Below are 18,652 nucleotides of genomic sequence, written 5' to 3'. Positions count from 1 at the left end.
GTCAGAAAGATGACGAAAAAAGTATTATTCTGCGCCACTGTCGATTATCATTTTAAAGCCTTTCATCTTCCGTATTTTCAATGGTTTCAGGATATGGGCTGGGAGGTGCACGTCGCGGCAGGCGGTGATATGAATCTGCCGTTCGTGAATGAAAAGTTTTCCGTTCCGATCCGGCGCTCACCGTTTCATCCCGAAAACCTTTCTGTTTACAGACGGCTGAAACGGCTCATTCAGGATAACGGCTATGACATGATTCACTGCCATACGCCGGTCGGCGGCGTGCTCGCCCGCCTTGCCGCGAGACAAGCACGCCAAAAAGGGACAAAGGTGCTCTACACCGCGCATGGTTTTCACTTCTGTGAGGGAGCGCCTCTGAAAAATTGGCTTCTTTATTACCCGATCGAAAAATTTCTTTCTTCTTATACGGATTGCCTGATTACCATTAATGAAGAGGATTACGAACGGGCCAAGCAAATGAAAAAAACCGATTGCGACGCGAAAAAAATACACGGCATCGGCGTTGATACGGACAGGTTTCGGCCTGTAAGCCGGGCAGAGAGTGAACGTCTGAGAGAAAAACACGGCTTCACCGCCGGAGAATTTATCCTCGTTTATCCAGCTGAATTAAACAGCAATAAAAACCAGGGTATCCTCATTGAGGCTGCGGCATTGCTGAAGAACAGCATCCCTGAGCTGAAGCTTGTATTTGCGGGAGAAGGCGCGATGGAAGAGTCGTACAGAAAAAAGGCTGAATCACTCGGTGTATCCGATATTGTGCGGTTTTACGGTTTTTGCCGGGACATTCATGAACTCATTCAGCTTGCTGATCTGTCTGTCGCCTCAAGTATCCGGGAAGGGCTCGGCATGAATGTCCTTGAGGGAATGGCTGCCGAAAAGCCCGCCGTTGCCGCAGATAACAGGGGGCACCGTGAGATCATCGAAGACGGCGTGAACGGTTTTCTCGTGCCGGCCGGAGACAGCGCGGCGTTTGCCGATCGGATTGGAAAGCTGTACCGCTCCCCCGGCCTGCGAAAAGCAATGGGGCAAAAAGGGCGCCGTACGGCGGAATGCTTTTCAGAAACACGCACGGTAAAGGAAATGGCGCATATTTACGCCGGTTATATGGATAAAAAGGAGAAAAGCGTATGAATGCAGGAGCACAACCGAAAATTTCCGTCATCATGGGAATTTATAATTGCGAACAGACATTGGCGGAGAGTATTGAATCCATCCTGAGCCAATCTTATAAGAATTGGGAGCTGATTATGTGTGATGACGCGTCAACTGACGGAACGTATCAGATTGCGCGCCGTTACGCGGATCATTACAGCGACCGGATTACGCTGATTCAAAATAGGACAAATCAACGGCTTGCCGCTTCTTTGAACCGCTGTCTGACATACGCGTCGGGGGATTATATCGCCAGACAGGACGGAGACGATATCTCCGCCCCTAGGAGACTGGAAAAACAGGCCGCTTTCTTAAACAAGCACGCCCACTATCAAGTCGTAGGCACGGGTATGCTCGTATTTGACGAATTCGGCGTGAGGGGCGCCCGGCTTTTGCCGCCGGTGCCGAAACCGGAAATCATGGCGAAAGGCACACCGTTCTGCCACGGCACCATTATGATGCGGGCCGAAGCGTACAAAGCGCTCGGCGGCTACCGGTCAGTCAGGCGGACGCGGCGGATGGAGGATATCGATTTGTGGCTGCGCTTTTTTGAAGAGGGCTTCAGAGGGTACAATCTCCAAGAAACGCTGTATAAAGTGAGAGAGGACAGCGATGCGTTTAAACGGAGGTCGTTCACGTATTCCATTGATAATGCTGTGCTCGTTTTTCAGGCGTGCAGACGGCTGAAGCTGCCGTTTTCCCATTACGTGTATATCGCAAAGCCGCTCATCCGCGCCATTACGCCGCCTGCGGTCATGAACCGTTATCATAAAAACAGGGACATCCGCCAAAAAGAAGGGCTTGCCGAACATGACTGACACACCTGTGCGGGTGCTGCACATCTTCAGCGGGATGAACAGAGGCGGCGCAGAAACGATGATGATGAATTTGTACCGGAAGATGGACAGAACGAAGGTGCAGTTTGATTTTTTAACCCATAGGAACGATCCGTGCGCTTATGATGAGGAAATTCTTACTCTCGGCGGACGGCTTTTTTATGTGCCGAGCATCGGCAGCACAAATCCGATAACATTTGTGAAACAGGTCAAACGGGTGATTCAGGAAAAAGGCCCGTTTGCCGCCGTGCACGCCCATACCGATTTTCAATCGGGATTTATCGCGCTGGCTGCGCGTTTAGCCGGTGTCCCGGTGAGGATCTGCCATTCTCACAGCACGTCGTGGCGGGGGCGGTCGTCGCGGCTTGCCGGGATGCAGCTATTTGTATTCAGACGGATGATCACGGCAAACGCCACCGCGCTGTGCGCCTGCGGGGAAGAGGCGGGACGTTTCTTATTCGGTAAAGAAAAAGATGTGCATCTTTTGCCGAACGGCATTGATCTCGATTTATTTGCCGGCGGGCGTGCGGACACAGAATCGGAAAAAAGGAAGCGGGGCATTGCCGGCGGCCGTTTGGCAATCGGACATATCGGCCGCTTTACAGAGGAGAAAAACCACCAATTTCTGCTCCGGCTGGCCGCTGATATGAAAGAGCGGGGCATCGGCTTTCAGCTGATTCTCGCCGGAGACGGTCCGCTTCGCACCGATATGGAAAAACTGGCGGAGAAGCTGGGGCTTGATGATGATGTGCGTTTTATCGGCGTAGAGGAGCGCGTTCATGATCTGCTGAAAACGCTGGATGTATTTGTCATGCCGTCTCTATATGAGGGGCTGCCTGTCACGCTCGTTGAAGCGCAGGCTTCCGGGGTGCCGTGCGTGATATCAGACGGCATAACAGAAGAAGCCGATGCCGGGCTCGGACTGGTCAGCAGGCTCAGCCTCAAAGAGCCGCCCGAACAATGGGCATCCGCGATTTTACGGGCAGCGGAGACGCCGGTGCCTGACAAGGCCCGCATTAAAGAAACCCTCGGACGGCTGGGATATGATGCGGGAGAAAATGCGGGGGCGATTATGAAGCTTTACAATATGAATTGTGAAAAGGAACAGTAACGAATGATTGTATATGTAGTCAATATGGGAATTGTTTATATTTGGTCATGGTTCGCGAAAATGTGCGGCGGGCGTGATCAATCGCTTTCGACCGGGTACCGCCCGAATCAGCTCGTCATGCTGGTTCCGCTGCTATCGCTGGTATTGGTCTCCGGGTTACGCTACAGAGTCGGAACGGATTTTCAGACGTACGCGCTGATGTACAAACTGGCGGGCAATTACGGCAGTATATGGGAGATTTTCGGGTTCGGAGCGAAAAAAGCCGCTGTTGATCCGGGGTTTACCGCTCTCATCTGGCTCATGAATTTTATCACGAAAGATCCGCAAATCATGTATTTCACCGTTGCGGTCGTGACGTGCAGCTTTATTTTAAAAGGGCTCGCCGAGTTCGGCCGTCCGTTTGAGCTGAGTGTGTTTTTGTTTTTAGGCACGTATCATTATTACGCTTCTTTTAACGGCATCAGGCAGTATATGGTGGCGGCCGTGCTGTTTTGGGCCGTCCGCTACGTGATCAGCGGAAGCTGGAAGCGCTATTTTTTGATCGTGCTGTTGTGCTCGCTCTTTCATTCCTCGGCCCTGATCATGATTCCGGTTTATTTTATCGTCAGAAGAAGAGCCTGGTCGCCCGCGATTTTCGGGCTGTCGGCCTTGTTTCTTCTCATGACGTTTCTGTATCAGAAGTTCATTTCGCTGTTTGTCGTCGTGCTGGAGAACAGCTCGTACGGCCATTATGAGAAATGGCTGATGACCAATACGAACGGGATGAACGTCGTAAAAATCGCGGTGCTGCTTCTGCCGCTGTTTTTGGCTTTCTGCTACCGGGAGCGGCTGCGGAAGCTCTGGCCTGGCATTGATGTCATCGTGAATTTCTGTCTGCTCGGCCTGCTGTTCGGTCTGCTGGCGACAAAGGATGTTATTTTTGCCCGGTTTAATATATATTTCGGCCTGTACCAAATGATCCTGATCCCTTATTTTGTGAGGATTTTTGATGAAAAATCGAATGCCCTGATTTATATCGCCATTATTGTCTGTTATTTTCTTTACAGCTATTTGCTTATGCCGGTCGATTCGTCTGTGCTTCCGTACAGAACGATTTTTTCCCGGTAATGGATACTGGAGGTTTATATGGAAACACCCGCGGTCAGTTTATTAATTGCTGTGTATAATACGGAAACCTATTTAGAAAAATGTTTAGATTCATTGCTCAATCAGTCGCTCGCCAATATCGAAATTATCGCCGTCAATGACGGGTCAACGGATCAAAGCCCGGCCATTCTTGAAACCTATCAAAAGCGGGATGAGAGAATACGGGTCATTCATCAGAAAAACCGGGGGCTCGGCGCGGTCCGCAACAAGGGCATTGAGGCGGCGCGCGGCGAATTTATCGCTTTTATTGATGCGGACGACTGGGTTGAACCGGATTATTGCCTGCGCATGTATGAAAAAGCGAAGGCTGATCAGGCTGATCTCGTCATTTGCGAATATGCGGCTGAATTTGCGGATACGGGGAAAACTGTCGTATCAACGATCGCTTCAGCGTATGAGGGCCGTCCGAAACAACTCTACCTGAAAGATTTATTTGAGGGAAGAGTCAGCGGATTTTCATGGAACAAGCTGTACAACAGAACCATGATCGAACATCATCGGCTGCGCTTTCCGCTTCGTGATGAGCTGGAACACGTGGAGGATCAGTACTTCAGCCTCCGTGCGCATGTATTCGCGGATGCGGTCTCGTACGTGGATCAGCCGCTCTATCATTATCGGATTCACTTGACTTCCATTGTGCAAAGCTATCAGAAAAAGCTGTTTGACTCAGGTCTGGTTCTCTATCGGCTGAACGAGGCTTTTTTGCGTGAAAACGGCTGCTTACAGGAATACCGGCAGGAGCTGGACTTTTTTATCGTCCAGCACGGAACAGTCTGCCTGCTTAATGAATGGAAGCGGAATAACGGCGGACGTTTTTCTGAGAAATGGCAGAATATCAGCCGGATATGCGCTGATCCCGTGTTCCGCCTGAGTCTTTCCAAAACAGGAACGGCGCCGTTTGACGCTAAACGCTCATGCCTTCTGCTTTTGGCGAAGCTGAAGCTGATTCCGTTCGTATCGCTGGCATCAGCCGCGTATCAGCGGGCAATCGAGTACAAAATGAAAATCAGAGGGTGAAGACATGTCGATACAATCTTTAAAAATCAATCTCGCGGAATGGCTTTTGCTTAAGGTGAAATACCCGTCTCAATTTCATTTCGGAACGGCAGCGGACGGGGCGGGGCATACAGCGGCAAGAAAAAAGATCATTCTGACGCTGCTTCCGTCCCACGATAATCTCGGCGATCACGCCATCGCCTACGCAAGCAAAACGTTTCTTGAACGGGAGTATCCCGATTTTGACATCATTGAGGTGGATATGAAGGATATATACAGATCCGCAAAAGCGCTGATCAAAAAACGCCACCCCGATGATATGGTATTCATCATCGGCGGCGGGAACATGGGTGATTTGTACCGTTATGAGGAATGGACGCGCCGTTTTATTATAAAAACATTCCATCAGTATCGGATCGTTCAGCTTCCGGCGACGGCTCACTTTTCTGATTCAAAAAAGGGGCGGAAGGAACTGAAACGCGCCCAAAAAGTGTATAATGCGCATCCCGACCTTTTGTTAATGGCAAGAGACGAGACGACGTATCAATGGATGAAGCGTCATTTTCCCGGAAAAACAGTGCTCAAACAGCCTGACATGGTCTTATATTTGGATAAAAGCGAACGGCGCCTCCCGCGGGAAGGGATCTACCTCTGCTTACGTGAGGACCGGGAGAGCGCGCTGACCGCTGAGGAAAGAACGATGGTAAAAGAAGCTTTGGCTGAAGAATACGGAGAGCTGCATTCCTTTACCACGACGGTCGGCCGGAGAGTCAGCCGCCATACACGGGAAGAAGAGCTGGAGGCGCTGTGGAATACACTGAAAGGCGCGGAAGCCGTCGTAACTGACAGGCTTCACGGGATGATTTTTTGTGCGCTGACGAAAACGCCTTGTGTCGTCATTCGTTCTTTTGACCATAAAGTGATGGAAGGCTTTCAATGGCTGAAACATATACCGAACATGACATTGCTTGAACGTCCGGAGCCTGAAGCCGTGACGGCCGCTGTAAACCGGCTGCTGAGCGGCAAGTATGAGGAAGGCGGTTCTATGCGCAGTGTTTATTTTGCCGGGCTGCGCTCGAAAATCAGCGGTGATGCCCAATGAACGCGCCGCTGGTAAGCGTAATCGTCCCGATGTATAAGACAGAGCCTTTTATTAAAGCATGCGCGGTATCTTTAACAAAACAGATGCTGAGAGACATCGAAATTATTTTCGTCAATGACGGCTCACCGGATCAGTCCGGCCGGATGGCCGAACAATTCGCCGCAGAAGATGCGAGAATCCGGGTGATTCATCAAGAAAACGGCGGTCTCAGCTCGGCCCGCAATGCCGGAATTAAAGCCGCCCGCGGCCGTTATATCGGCTTTGTGGACGGCGATGACTATGTGACGGAAACGATGTTCGAGCGGCTTTATGAAGAAGCGGAGAAGAACCGGCTGGATATCGCCGGATGCGGCTATTATAAGGAAACGCCGTCTAAGGAAAGAGCGTATATGCCGCCGTCCATTCCGCCGGGCCGCGTCTTCACAGCGGCTGAGATGACTGATCTGCTGACCTGCGCGCACGAACATCGGTTTATTTGGTACGTATGGCGTTATATATACCGGAGAGAAGTATTGCAAGGGCTGCTGTTTCATGAAGATATCCGATTTGCCGAGGACTCTCCGTTTAACTTGGCAGCGTTCCGCCATGCAGCACGTGTCAAAGTGATAGATGAAGGGCTTTATATTTACCGGGAAAACCCCACAAGCCTTACAGAAACTCCGTTTAAGCCACACTTAGATGACGAACTGCAAAAGCAATATGAAGCGAAAATGGCTTTTTATGAGGCGAACGGGCTGACGGACGCCTGCCAAAGCGATATCAATACGTATTTGTGTAAGCATCAGATCCCGATGCTGATCGCCAATGCATGCGCCGCCCCGCAGCCGTCACATGAGATTACGGCGCACATCGGCAGAATTTTAACGTATGACATGGTAAAAACGGCGGTGCGCAGCACGCCGTGCCGGCATAAACAGCTGCTGGCCGGGGAACGTGTGGTGCTCGGTCTGTGCAAAATGCGCCTTCCGCTGCTTCTGCATGCATTTTTCGATCGGAAAACGAAAGAGAAAGGCAGTGCGGAAGGAGCATGAAATTTGCCATTAATTTCGGCGCCAATGTGACGGCGTTTTTACTATCGGTGTTTTTATCAGTATGGATGACCCCCTTTATTGTCAAAACATTAGGTGTAGAGGCTTTTGGGTTTGTCCATCTGACACAGAATATCATTAACTATTTCTCTATTATTACCGTTGCGCTGAGCTCTGTCGTTGTGAGGTTTTTCTCCGTCGCCGCCCACAGGGGGAACAGGGATGAGGCCAATGCGTATGTAAGCAATTATTTAGCCGCGTCTGTCGTGATTTCGCTATTGCTCGCTGTGCCGCTCGCCGGGACGGCTTTTTTTATTGACCGCATCATGAATGTTCCGGCCGGGCTGTTAACGGATGTGAGGCTCTCTATCGTGATCGGCAGTGTGCTGTTTATGCTGACGTTTTTTATGGCAGGTTTCGCGACGGGGCCGTTTTTTGCCAACAAGCTTTATATCACAAGCTCCATTCAGGCCGTGCAAATGCTGGTCAGGGTGCTGTGTGTGCTCGCTCTGTTTACGTTCCTTCCCCCGAAGATCTGGCAGATCCAGCTCTCGGCTTTAGCCGGTGCCGTCTGCGCGGCCGTGCTGACGTTTTTCTTTTTTAAGAAATTGATTCCGTGGTTTTCTTTCAGGCGGAAAGCCTTGTCATTACAGACGAGCAAAGTGCTGTTTTCGGCCGGTGCATGGAGCTCTGTCAACCAGATCGGCGTGCTGCTGTTTCTGCAGATTGACCTGATGACGGCAAACCTTGTGCTGGGGCCGTCGGAAGCGGGCATTTATGCGGCGATTATCCAATTTCCGCTTCTGCTTAGAAGTCTTGCCGGGACGCTCGCTTCGCTGTTTGCGCCGGTTTTGACTTCCTGCTATTCAAAAGGCGATATGGAAGGTCTCCTGTCTTACGCCAATAAGGCCGTGCGGCTCAACGGGCTTCTGCTCGCGCTTCCCGCCGCCTTATTAGGAGGGCTTGCCGAACCGTTTCTGTCGATTTGGCTGGGCCCGTCGTTTGTGCAGACGGCGCCTATTTTATACATTCACGCCGCGTATTTGGCGGTCAGTCTCTCTGTCATGCCGCTATTTTACGTATGGACGGCTTTTAATAAACAAAAAACGCCCGCCGTCGTTACTTTATGCTTAGGCGGACTGAATGTTCTATTGGCCGTTGTTCTCAGCGGGCCGGCTCATCTCGGCCTGTACGGCATCACCATTGCCGGAGCTGTCTCTCTCATTTTGAAAAATGCCGTCTTCACGCCGCTGTATGTTTCGCATATTACCGGCTTTCAGAAAACCGCGTTTTACAAAGGCATGTTCGGTCCGTTGGCGGCGGCTGTATTTGCCTGGGCTGTCTGCCGGGGAATCCAGCTGTTTTCACCGCTTGACAGCTGGACCGGCCTGATTGCCGCAGGGCTTGCCGTATGCGTGAGCTATGCCGCATTCGCTTTTTTCTTCATTTGTACGAAGGAAGAAAGGCGGCTTGCTTTACAGAAATGCCGAAAAGTGAAAGGAGCTGTTCAGATTTGAAGGCGAAACGTGTATTTGATATAACGGCCGCGATTTTGTTATTGTGCGGCGCAAGTGTCATTCTTCTCTTCGCCATGGCCGCCGTCAGATTCGCCATCGGGTCGCCGGTGTTCTTTAAACAGACGAGACCCGGGTATAACGGGCGTCCGTTTACTTTGTATAAACTCAGGACGATGACGGATGCGCGTGACGAAAACGGTGCGCCGCTTCCGGATCATCTGCGTCTGACCAGAGCGGGAAAGCTGATCAGAAAACTGAGCATCGATGAGCTTCCCCAGCTTTTTAATGTGATCAAAGGCGATATCAGTCTGGTCGGCCCCCGCCCTTTGCTGATGGATTATCTGCCGCTTTACACGGCGGAGCAGGCGCGGCGGCATGAGGTGAAACCGGGCATTACGGGCTGGGCGCAGATTAATGGGAGAAATGCGATTTCCTGGGAAGAAAAATTCAAGCTCGACGTGTGGTATGTCGATAACCGCACATTCCTTCTCGACTTGAAAATACTGCTGTTAACTGTGAAAAAGGTTCTCGTGTCAGAGGGGATACATCAATCCGGCCATGCGACGGCAAAGCGCTTCACAGGCAGCGGAGATATGTCATCGTGAAAAAGGTCGTGCTGATCGGAAACGGCGGACACGGAAAAGTTGTAAAGGAAATCGTGAAGGCTCGTTCCGATATGGAGCTTGCGGGCATATTGGACGACGGATTCAGCGGTTTTACCGTTCGGGACGGTTTGTATACGGGCCGAACGAAAGACGTGCACATGCTTCGGAAACTCGTCCCGGGAGCCGTATTCACGATATGCATCGGTCACAATGGTGTAAGAAAGCAGCTCGCTGAAACGCTTGGGCTTGAACATGATGATTACACCGCTCTCATTCACCCCGGGGCAATCGTCAGTGATACGGCTTCCGTCGGACACGGAACGGTTGTGATGGCGGGCGCCGTCATTCAGGCGGGCGCTGACATCGGCGCGCATTGCATCATCAATACAGGTGCGGTTGCCGATCATGACAATGCAATCGGAGATTACGTCCATCTTTCCCCGCGCGCTGCGCTTGCCGGCGGAGTGAAAGTCGGGGAAGGAGCGCACATCGGAATCGGCGCGTCTGTCATACCGCGGACAGACATCGGTCCTTGGTCGGTTATCGGCGCGGGGGCTGCCGTCATCAGCCGGATTCCCGATCATGTGACGGCGGTCGGCGTTCCGGCCCGCGTCATCTCCTCTATTCATAATGAAAAAGGATGATTTCATGCAAACAAACAAACGGATTTATTTGTCTCCGCCTCATATGAGCGGAAAAGAACAGGAATACATCGCGGAAGCCTTCCGTTCCAATTGGATTGCGCCGCTCGGTCCGCTCGTCAATTCGTTTGAAGCGCGGCTCGCGGAATATGCGGGGGTGAAAAGCGCGGCGGCCGTAAGCTCGGGAACGGCGGCCATCCATCTTGCCCTGCGGCTTGCGGGTGTGAAAAAAGGAGACGCTGTATTTTGTCCTTCCTTTACGTTTGTCGCCACGGCGAATCCGATTGTGTATGAGCAGGCAGAGCCCGTTTTCATTGATTCGGAATGGGAGACGTGGAACATGTCGCCCGCCGCGCTTGAGCGGGCGCTCCGGGATGCAAAACGGTGCGGCAGGCTCCCGAAAGCGGTGATCGCCGTCAATCTTTACGGCCAAAGCGCAAAAATGGATGAATTGTTACGCCTTTGCGACGCATACGGAGTCTGTCTGATTGAAGACGCAGCCGAGTCCTTAGGATCAACATATAAAGGCAGACAGAGCGGCACGTTCGGCCGTTTCGGCATTTATTCCTTTAACGGCAACAAAATCATTACAACATCGGGAGGCGGCATGCTCGTGTCTGACGATGAAGCAGCTATTGAAAAAGCGAAGTTTCTTGCGTCACAGGCGAGAGATGCCGCCGTTCATTACCAGCACAGTGAGCTCGGTTATAACTACAGGCTCAGCAACATTCTCGCAGGCGTCGGTATATCGCAGCTGGAAGTGCTCGAAGAACGCGTCCGGGCGAGGAGAGAAATCTTTCACAGGTATAAGGAAGCGCTGGAAACGTATCCGGGCATCCGCATGATGCCGGAGCTTGAAGGAACGGTTTCAAACCGATGGCTGACGGCTCTGACGCTTGATAACGGCGTGACGCCTGAGGAAGCCGTCGCCTGTCTTGCCGAACAAAATATTGAGGCCCGTCCGCTGTGGAAACCGCTGCATACGCAGCCGCTTTTCTCATCTTCCGTTTTTTATCCTCACAGCGATCATGAACGGGTCTCTGAGAACCTTTTCAGCCGGGGCATTTGTCTGCCGTCCGGGTCTGATTTGTCTATTGAAGAGCAGCAGCGTGTCATTGACGCACTAGCACAACTGTTTGAAACGAAAGGGGAGAAAACATGGACAGCCGCCATGTCATGAGCCGATTAAAAGAGACGCTGACAGGTCTGCTCAGCGTCATACCGCCCCAGTCTGACATCATTTATGCCGACTATCCCCTCTATGGAAATGTAGGGGATTTATTGATTATGAAAGGGACGGAGGCGTTTTTTAAAGCGCACGGCATCCGCGTGAAACAGCGCTGGAATCCTGACAATTTTCCGTTCGGGCGCAGGGCGGATAAAAAGACGATCATCGTCTGTCAGGGAGGCGGGAATTTCGGGGATCTCTATCCGTACTATCAGACGTTCAGAGAAAAAATCGTCAAAGCCTTTCCCGAAAACAGGATCGTCATTCTGCCCCAATCCATCTATTATCAGGATGAAACACGGCTGCGAAAGACAGCGGCGCTTTTTGCGGAGCACAAGGATCTGCACCTGTTTACGAGAGATCATGTGTCACACGAGACTGCGAAACGCTTTTTTTCGGCGAATCACATCGGACTTCTGCCTGATATGGCCCATCAGCTGTATCCGATCAAGACGGCAGCGGCTCCGTCACGCGGCAGGCTTCATTTTATCCGCACTGACGGGGAAATCAATCCGAAACTGCAAAACAATCATTCCGTTAAAAGCTGCGACTGGCAGCATGTGCTGTCAGCAAGCGACCGCCGGGGAATCGCTTTTTTCCAGACGCTGAATGTCCTGAATAAAAAAGCGGGAAACCTGCTGCCGATTGCGCGGTTTTGGAAATTCTATTCGGATTTCCTGACGAAAAAAGCGGTCCGGTTTTTCAGCAAGTACGAATCGGCGGAAACGTCAAGGCTTCACGGCCACATCCTGTCCTCGCTTCTTGGGAAACCGAATACTGTCATTGATAATTCATACGGGAAAAACGCCAACTATTATCACACCTGGACACACGAAGCGCCGGACGTCCGTCTGATCGAGACTGCAGGCACGAAGGAAAACCTTCCGCTTTGAATGAGCGGAAGGTTTATTTTGTTTCTCCCCGTTTTACTTTGTTATACGCCTCATCCAAATGCTGAATTCTTTTGAGCACAACCGAGTTTTTCGTCAGCTGATCCTGTACAAGGGTTGAGACGACGGAGCGGTAATAGCTGTTCATCGCATGAATTCGGTCTTCATTCGGATTCATTTCAATATGCTGTGTAAAGTTTTCAATAAAATAAGGAACAGAAAAAAGTTCTGACATCTATAAAGCAACTCCTTTTAATAAGTATATACGGTATGAAACCAATCATGTACAATGAAAAAAGGGGAGTGAGCATGATGGATATCAAACTTCAGCAAACACAAATTTTAAAGCCTCAATTGACTCAAGAGCTTAAACAGGCCATCACTTTACTCGGATACAATTCCGCGGAACTGGCCGGGTATATTGATGAGCTCTCTCTGGAAAACCCTCTGATTGAACGAAAGGAAACAGACACGCCGCCACTATCTTACCATAAAACAAATAAAAACAGGATGAAAGAACAGGACGTAAGCCAGCAGATCAGGCTTACGCGCAAAACGCTGCAGGATTCGCTCAAACAGCAGGCCATAGACATGAAGCTGTCCGATGCTGAAAAGAAAATTTTTAATTATCTGATATATTCCTTGGATTCTAACGGATATTTAAAAGAGGACATACAAGCTGCCGCCGACCATGTATCCGCTTCACTAGAGGAGACGGAAGCCGTTCTGGCAAAGCTTCAATCGCTTGAGCCCGCGGGAATCGGCGCCAGGTCTTTGCAGGAATGCATCCTTCTTCAGCTCCGCCGTCTGCCCGAGCGGAACGAACAGGCGGAATGGATTGCCGGCGCCTATTTTGAGCTTTTTGCAAGAAAGAACTGGAAAGCGCTTACATTGCAAACGGGCATTCCGCTCAAAGACATTCAGGACATCTTTGACATGATCAGCGCGCTTGACCCGAGGCCGGGGCTCCGTTATGCGCATGAGGAACCGGGTTTTTACGTTGAACCGGATATTTTCATCACGGTGAAAAACGGCATCATTCAAGCGCGGCTCAACAGCCGTTCGTTCCCGGATATCCAGCTTCATGCCCATTATCGGCCGATGCTGTCAGCCGCCGGATGCCGTGACACGAAAGATTATCTGTCGGCAAAATATCAGGAATGGCGCTGGCTGAACCGGGCTTTATCGCAAAGAAAACAAACGATCACGAGAATTATCGGCGTCCTGACTGAACGGCAGGCATCCTTTTTTCTCACAGGAAAAAGCGGCATGCAGCCGCTGACCTTAAGAGAGGTGGCGGAAACGCTGGAGCTCCATGAATCAACGATCAGCCGGGCCATCAAAGGAAAGTACGTGCAGACGCCGTACGGACTGTACGATATGAAAACATTTTTTTCGGCGAAAGCTGAATCATCGGGAGACGGCAGCGCCTCAAACTATGCCGTAAAAGCACACCTGGAAGCATTGGTCCGTAAAGAAGACAAAAAGAAACCTTTTTCAGACCAAAAGCTTGCCGACCTGCTGCTTGAACAATATGACATCCGAATTTCAAGACGCACCGTCGCCAAATACCGTGACCAATTAAATATCCCGCCGTCATCGGCGAGAAAACGATACAGCTGAAACCTCCCCGAGCCAATTCCCGGGGAGGTTCTCTTTGTTAGGGGATCATCCATGAAAACAGATGATGCTGTAAAAATGTAATGAGGCAGACGAGCAAAAGCAAAAACAGACTGTGCTTAATCGTGAAGCGGAAAAGCTCTGCTTCCTTGCCTGCCAGACCGACAGCGGCGCAGGCCACCGCAATGGATTGGGGAGAAATCATCTTTCCGGTGACGCCGCCTGATGAATTGGCGGCGACAGAGAGAACCGGATCCATCCCGACAGAGAGCGCCGTCACCTTTTGCAATCCGCCGAACAATAAATTGGCCGACGTATCAGAGCCGGTAATAAACACGCCGAGCCAGCCGAGCACCGGCGAAAAAAAGGTAAACATCGCGCCAGTCATGGCAAGCGCAAGACCGAGTGTCGCGCTCATGCCGGAAGCATTCGTGACATAAGCAAAGCCGACAACAGATACGATGGTGACGATCGGAAGCGCTAGTTCTTTTATGGTTTCTATAAATGCCCCGCCCCATGACTTCCACGGCATGCCGAGTGCGAACTTGGAGATGACGGCCGCAATCAGAATCGCCGTGCCCGCTGAACCGAAAAATTCAAGCTTGTACACGGCTTCAATCGGCGTGCCGTCAGCCTGAAGAATCTGCTGATTTACAAATGGGACGGGAGGCGTGAAGGTCAATGCTTTCCCGGCTGCATTCAGCCAGGAAAGCCATATTGACGTTCCTTCGTAATGACCGGTCAAGGCGGCCTTCACGCCGGGAATCCCCCAAACGGATATCATGGCCGTCAGAAGAAGGAAAGGAGACCATGCTTTAAAAACCGCAGCCCCCCCGTACACGGCCGGCGTGACGTCAGCGGCTGCGGCTGATTCCCGTTCTGCCGCGAAACGAAAGGCCGTTTTCGGTTTCCAAAATTTCAAAAACACGGTGAGCGCGGCCATGGACACAAGCGCCGACAGCACATCAGGCAGCTCAGGCCCTAAAAAGTTTGAGCTTGCGTACTGCACGGCCGCAAAGGAGACGCCGGAAACAAGAATGGCCGGCCAGACTTCAAAAGCCTTTTTAAATCCGCTCATCAAAATGATTAAATAAAGCGGAATAAATACGGATAAAAACGGCAGCTGCCGGCCGACCATTTGAGAAATTTCCATAGCCGGTATTCCGGTCGGACCTTCGACGGCGGTAATCGGAATGCCGATCGCGCCAAAGGCAACGGGCGCGGTATTGGCAATCAGGCAGATCCCCGCCGCATAAAGCGGCTGAAAACCAAGTCCGACGAGCAAAGCGGCCGAGATCGCGACGGGAGCGCCGAAACCGGCGGCGCCTTCTAAAAACGCTCCGAATGAAAAGGCGATGAGCAGCGCTTGTAAACGGCGGTCATCTGTAATCGCCAGCACCGAACTTCGGATAATCTCAAATTGTCCTGTTTTCACGGTGATTTTATACAAAAAGACGGACGTGATGATAATCCAGCCGATCGGAAGCAGCCCGTACACCGCTCCCTGCGAAGCGGACAGCACCGCTTTTTCCGCCGGCATTCCGTAAACAAATACAGCGATTAAAAGTGAAACGGCTAATGTCAAAAGACCCGCTATGTACCCCTTCATCCGTTTCACCGCCAGCGCCCAAAAAAAGAAGATAATCGGCACGAGCGCGCAAGCTGCCGATAAAAGCAAATTTCCCCCTAAAGGAGCATACCCCTGTGTCCATTGCATCCCTAAAAACCCCTCCTTATGACATGTAAACGATTACTTTTTATGATAAGGTCATCTGATGACCGGGTTAATTAGCATTATATTTTGAAGGTTTTGAAAATACAATACTTTTCTGAAACAAATTGTCTGAACCTGTCGGCGGCTCGAAAAAAGAAGTATAATAGACGATAAACATCAAGATTCACAAGTGACGGGGTGATCGCGTTGAAATATAAACAAATTAAAACGAAAAAAATCTACGAAGAAGTCGCTGATGCATTGCTTGAGAAGATAAAAGCGGGCGAGCTTAAGCCGGGTGAAAAGCTTGATTCCGTTCAGGCGCTTTCTGAGAGTTTTCAGGTCAGCCGCTCGGCAGTCAGAGAAGCGCTGTCAGCTTTGAAAGCGATGGGGCTCGTCGACATGAAACAGGGAGAAGGCACATACATAAAAGAATTTGAACCGGCCCATATTTCCCAGCCGCTTTCTTCCGCCCTCTTAATGAAAAAAGAGGACGTCAAACAGCTGCTCGAAGTCAGAAAGCTGCTTGAATTGGGTGTCGCCGCCATGGCCGCTGAAAAACGAACAGAAGAAGATTTACAGAAAATCCGCCAAGCTCTCATGGAGATGAAAGACATCGACGGAGACGAAGAATTGGGGGAAAAAGCAGATTTCTCCTTTCATATGGCGCTGGCGGAAGCATCACAAAACGGTCTGCTCAAGCATCTCATGAATCATGTCTCCGCGCTGCTTTTGGAAACGATGAGAGAAACGAGAAAGATTTGGCTGTTTTCTAAACAAACGAGCGTGAAAAGATTATATGAAGAGCATGAACGCATTTACAGCGCCGTCGCCGCCGGAGACGCGGATGAAGCGGAAGCCGCGATGACGGCGCACCTGACGAATGTGGAAGAAGTGCTGGGGGCTTATTTTGAAGAAAATGTATAAAAGCTGACTTGTGAAAGGGGATAAGATCACATGCAGGCCGAATCTTTTTTTTCTGACCATGTAAAGAAAGCCCTTACAAACGATCCTCCCGGGGAATGGATGCCGGATGTTCCGAAAGCGTGCATCCCTCTGCATTCCGGCTATCCCGATCCCGCACTCGTTCCTGATAAGGAGCTGAAAGAAGCTGCATCCCGTCTTCTCGATGAGGAACGCGATCTGCCGCTGCATTATATGGGAAGTCCGAGGCCGGCCGTTTTAAAAAAGCAGATTCAAAAACGATTAGCTGTCCGCGGCATTCACTGCCGGGACGATGAACTGATCGTGACCTCAGGCGCCTGTCAGGCGATAGATCTGGCTGCCCGGGTTTTTCTCGATGAACAAACCGCCGCTGCCGTTTAAGCTCCTGCCTACATGGAGGCGCTCGAGATTTTTAAAAATTACACACCGCATATGATGAGCGTTCCGGCAGATCAAGAGGGCCTGCAAACAGAAACATTAGCCCTCATGCTTGAGGAAAGAAAACGCAAAGGGCTTGTGCTTCCCCGTCTTCTGTACACGATACCCGCTTTTCAGAATCCTGCGGGAACTGTGATGTCAGCAAAGCGGAGAACCCGCCTGCTTCAGCTGGCCGAAACGTATGATTTTCTCATCTTGGAGGATGATGCATACGGAGAGCTGGGATTCACTGATATCCCGCCGCCTTTAAAGGCCATGGATCAGAACGGCCGGGTACTGTACGCCGGTTCATTATCAAAAGTCATCGCCCCGGGTATGAGGATCGGCTGGATTGCAGGGAACGCTTCTTTCATCAAGGCTTTGTCATGGTTTAAAAAAGACTTGGACCACCCATTTTCTCAAGCGGTGACCGCCGTCTATCTGGAACAAACGAATGTTGAAGAACGGCTCGCCGCCTTGCGGGAAGCATACCGGAGCAAACGTGACGTTTTACTCGCCGCATTAGAGCAATATCTTCCGGAATCCGCATCCTGGAACGTGCCGGACGGCGGTTATTTTGTTTGGGTGAGAGTGCCGGGTGCGGATACGTCCGCACTGCTGGCGCGGGCTCTTTCTTCAGGCGTTTCCTATGTACCCGGAAAATATTTTTTTCTGAACCAGAAAGACGGTGCGGAATATCTCCGCCTGTCGTTCAGTTATGCAGGTAAAGCTGCGATAAAAGAGGGTGTGCAAAAGCTGGGGCGCCTGCTGGAAAACGAGGTGTAAAGCAGCATGAGAAGCTTTCGGGCTTCTCTTTTTTTGTGCCCTTAGCGCATCGGACAACAGGATTTTTCAGAAAAACCTTCCAATCCATATTCAGAATAGTGTAGGATATTTATAGAGCTTTCCCAAAAACAGGTCATCAGATGACCGGATCAATATATTGAGGATGAAAGAGGGGTTCATCATGAAAGTCTCATTATTTGTCACGTGCCTTGTGGATATGTTCCAGACCAATGTCGGAAAGGCGACGGTTGAGTTGCTGGAACGGCTCGGGTGTGAGGTGGATTTTCCCGAGGGTCAGATTTGCTGCGGTCAGCCGGCATACAACAGCGGGTATGTGACGGATGCGAAAAAAGCGATGAAGCGGATGATTGCCGCGTTTGAGGAAGCGGAGTACGTCGTCAGTCCGTCAGGCTCCTGTACGACGATGTTCCGTGACTATCCGCATCTGTTTCAGGACGATCCGAAGTGGGCGGCAAAAGCGCAGCAGCTTGCAGACAAAACATATGAGTTAACAGATTTTATTGTCAATATTCTCGGGGTGGAGGATGTCGGTGCGGTGCTGCATAAAAAAGCGACATTACATACATCGTGCCACATGACAAGGCTGCTCGGCGTGTCGGAGGAGCCGATGAAGCTTTTGCGCCATGTGAAGGGGCTTGAGTTTACTCCGCTTCCCGGAAAACATCAATGCTGCGGGTTCGGCGGAACGTTTTCCGTGAAAATGGCGCAAATCTCCGAACAAATGGTGGATGAGAAGGTCGCCTGTGTGGAAGACACGGAGGCCGAGGTGCTGATCGGGGCGGATTGCGGCTGTCTGATGAATATCGGCGGGCGTCTTGACCGGAAAGAAAAAAACGTCAGAGTCATGCACATCGCCGAAGTGCTGAACAGCAGATAACG

The 18,652-nt window shown here is 51.0% G+C and carries 17 protein-coding genes and 1 pseudogene; 16 read left to right on the top strand and 2 right to left on the bottom strand.

Features of this window, described 5'->3' with window-relative positions:
* Nucleotides 1-9: 9 nt before the first annotated feature.
* From MHH91_RS17455 to MHH91_RS17400, 12 genes are read left to right on the top strand one after another with little or no spacing between them, the layout of a single operon-like run.
* Nucleotides 10-1,149 carry a glycosyltransferase family 4 protein gene (locus MHH91_RS17455; RefSeq protein WP_014471061.1) on the top strand — a complete coding sequence of 380 codons (1,140 nt, stop codon included), beginning with the start codon at nt 10-12 and terminating at the stop codon, nt 1,147-1,149.
* A complete protein-coding gene (locus tag MHH91_RS17450; protein ID WP_013353690.1) occupies nt 1,146-1,988 on the top strand; it encodes a glycosyltransferase family 2 protein in 843 nt (280 codons plus the stop codon). The genes MHH91_RS17455 and MHH91_RS17450 overlap by 4 nt, the downstream gene beginning before the upstream one ends.
* On the top strand, nt 1,981-3,117 hold the full coding sequence (locus MHH91_RS17445; RefSeq protein ID WP_013353689.1) for a glycosyltransferase family 1 protein: 1,137 nt from the start codon (nt 1,981-1,983) through the stop codon (nt 3,115-3,117). Before MHH91_RS17450 ends, MHH91_RS17445 begins: the two co-directional genes overlap by 8 nt.
* 3 nt (nt 3,118-3,120) lie before the next feature.
* The gene (locus MHH91_RS17440; protein ID WP_013353688.1) at nt 3,121-4,224 is read left to right on the top strand and encodes an EpsG family protein; all 1,104 of its coding nucleotides are present in this window, start codon (nt 3,121-3,123) and stop codon (nt 4,222-4,224) included.
* An 18-nt stretch (nt 4,225-4,242) separates the two neighbouring features.
* Nucleotides 4,243-5,280 (top strand): glycosyltransferase family 2 protein, encoded by a 1,038-nt coding sequence (locus MHH91_RS17435; RefSeq protein ID WP_013353687.1) that lies wholly within the window; start codon nt 4,243-4,245, stop codon nt 5,278-5,280.
* Between the two features lie 4 nt (nt 5,281-5,284).
* Nucleotides 5,285-6,361 carry a polysaccharide pyruvyl transferase family protein gene (locus tag MHH91_RS17430; protein WP_013353686.1) on the top strand — a complete coding sequence of 359 codons (1,077 nt, stop codon included), beginning with the start codon at nt 5,285-5,287 and terminating at the stop codon, nt 6,359-6,361.
* Nucleotides 6,358-7,392: a glycosyltransferase gene (locus MHH91_RS17425; protein ID WP_013353685.1), complete on the top strand. Its 1,035-nt coding sequence runs from the start codon at nt 6,358-6,360 to the stop codon at nt 7,390-7,392. The genes MHH91_RS17430 and MHH91_RS17425 overlap by 4 nt, the downstream gene beginning before the upstream one ends.
* Nucleotides 7,389-8,906 carry an MATE family efflux transporter gene (locus tag MHH91_RS17420; protein ID WP_014471059.1) on the top strand — a complete coding sequence of 506 codons (1,518 nt, stop codon included), beginning with the start codon at nt 7,389-7,391 and terminating at the stop codon, nt 8,904-8,906. The genes MHH91_RS17425 and MHH91_RS17420 overlap by 4 nt, the downstream gene beginning before the upstream one ends.
* The gene (locus tag MHH91_RS17415) at nt 8,903-9,511 is read left to right on the top strand and encodes a sugar transferase (RefSeq protein WP_014471058.1); all 609 of its coding nucleotides are present in this window, start codon (nt 8,903-8,905) and stop codon (nt 9,509-9,511) included. The genes MHH91_RS17420 and MHH91_RS17415 overlap by 4 nt, the downstream gene beginning before the upstream one ends.
* A complete protein-coding gene (locus MHH91_RS17410) occupies nt 9,508-10,155 on the top strand; it encodes an acetyltransferase (RefSeq protein ID WP_013353682.1) in 648 nt (215 codons plus the stop codon). Before MHH91_RS17415 ends, MHH91_RS17410 begins: the two co-directional genes overlap by 4 nt.
* A 4-nt stretch (nt 10,156-10,159) precedes the next feature.
* Nucleotides 10,160-11,332 carry a DegT/DnrJ/EryC1/StrS family aminotransferase gene (locus tag MHH91_RS17405; protein WP_013353681.1) on the top strand — a complete coding sequence of 391 codons (1,173 nt, stop codon included), beginning with the start codon at nt 10,160-10,162 and terminating at the stop codon, nt 11,330-11,332.
* A complete protein-coding gene (locus MHH91_RS17400; RefSeq protein ID WP_013353680.1) occupies nt 11,311-12,273 on the top strand; it encodes a polysaccharide pyruvyl transferase family protein in 963 nt (320 codons plus the stop codon). The genes MHH91_RS17405 and MHH91_RS17400 overlap by 22 nt, the downstream gene beginning before the upstream one ends.
* Before the next feature lie 13 nt (nt 12,274-12,286).
* On the opposite strand, the gene yvfG is transcribed toward MHH91_RS17400, so the two are convergent.
* The gene (gene yvfG / locus MHH91_RS17395; protein WP_003151570.1) at nt 12,287-12,505 is read right to left on the bottom strand and encodes a protein YvfG; all 219 of its coding nucleotides are present in this window, start codon (nt 12,503-12,505) and stop codon (nt 12,287-12,289) included.
* 77 nt (nt 12,506-12,582) lie between these two features.
* On the opposite strand from yvfG, the gene rpoN reads away from it, so the two are divergent.
* Nucleotides 12,583-13,893, top strand: a complete 1,311-nt coding sequence (gene rpoN / locus MHH91_RS17390; RefSeq protein WP_014471057.1) for an RNA polymerase factor sigma-54 — start codon at nt 12,583-12,585, stop codon at nt 13,891-13,893.
* Nucleotides 13,894-13,930: 37 nt separating this feature from the next.
* Here rpoN and lutP read toward each other — a convergent pair whose 3' ends face one another.
* Entirely contained in the window at nt 13,931-15,607 is a 1,677-nt protein-coding gene (lutP, locus tag MHH91_RS17385) for an L-lactate permease LutP (protein WP_013353678.1), read from the bottom strand.
* A gap of 204 nt (nt 15,608-15,811) precedes the next feature.
* On the opposite strand from lutP, the gene MHH91_RS17380 reads away from it, so the two are divergent.
* The 3 genes and pseudogenes from MHH91_RS17380 to MHH91_RS17370 all read left to right on the top strand — a co-directional run bounded on the left by MHH91_RS17380 (nt 15,812) and on the right by MHH91_RS17370 (nt 18,650).
* On the top strand, nt 15,812-16,531 hold the full coding sequence (locus MHH91_RS17380; protein WP_013353677.1) for a FadR/GntR family transcriptional regulator: 720 nt from the start codon (nt 15,812-15,814) through the stop codon (nt 16,529-16,531).
* Nucleotides 16,532-16,561: 30 nt separating this feature from the next.
* Nucleotides 16,562-17,752: pseudogene (locus MHH91_RS17375) on the top strand (aminotransferase-like domain-containing protein).
* Nucleotides 17,753-17,933: 181 nt separating this feature from the next.
* Nucleotides 17,934-18,650, top strand: coding sequence for a (Fe-S)-binding protein (locus MHH91_RS17370; protein ID WP_013353675.1), 717 nt, complete (start codon nt 17,934-17,936; stop codon nt 18,648-18,650).
* Nucleotides 18,651-18,652: the final 2 nt, after the last annotated feature.

The organism is Bacillus sp. FSL K6-2819, assembly GCF_038008305.1.
Lineage (GTDB): Bacteria > Bacillota > Bacilli > Bacillales > Bacillaceae > Bacillus > Bacillus amyloliquefaciens.
The sequence above is the reverse complement of the archived record's forward strand: the minus strand, read 5'-3'. Positions and strand labels throughout refer to the sequence as shown.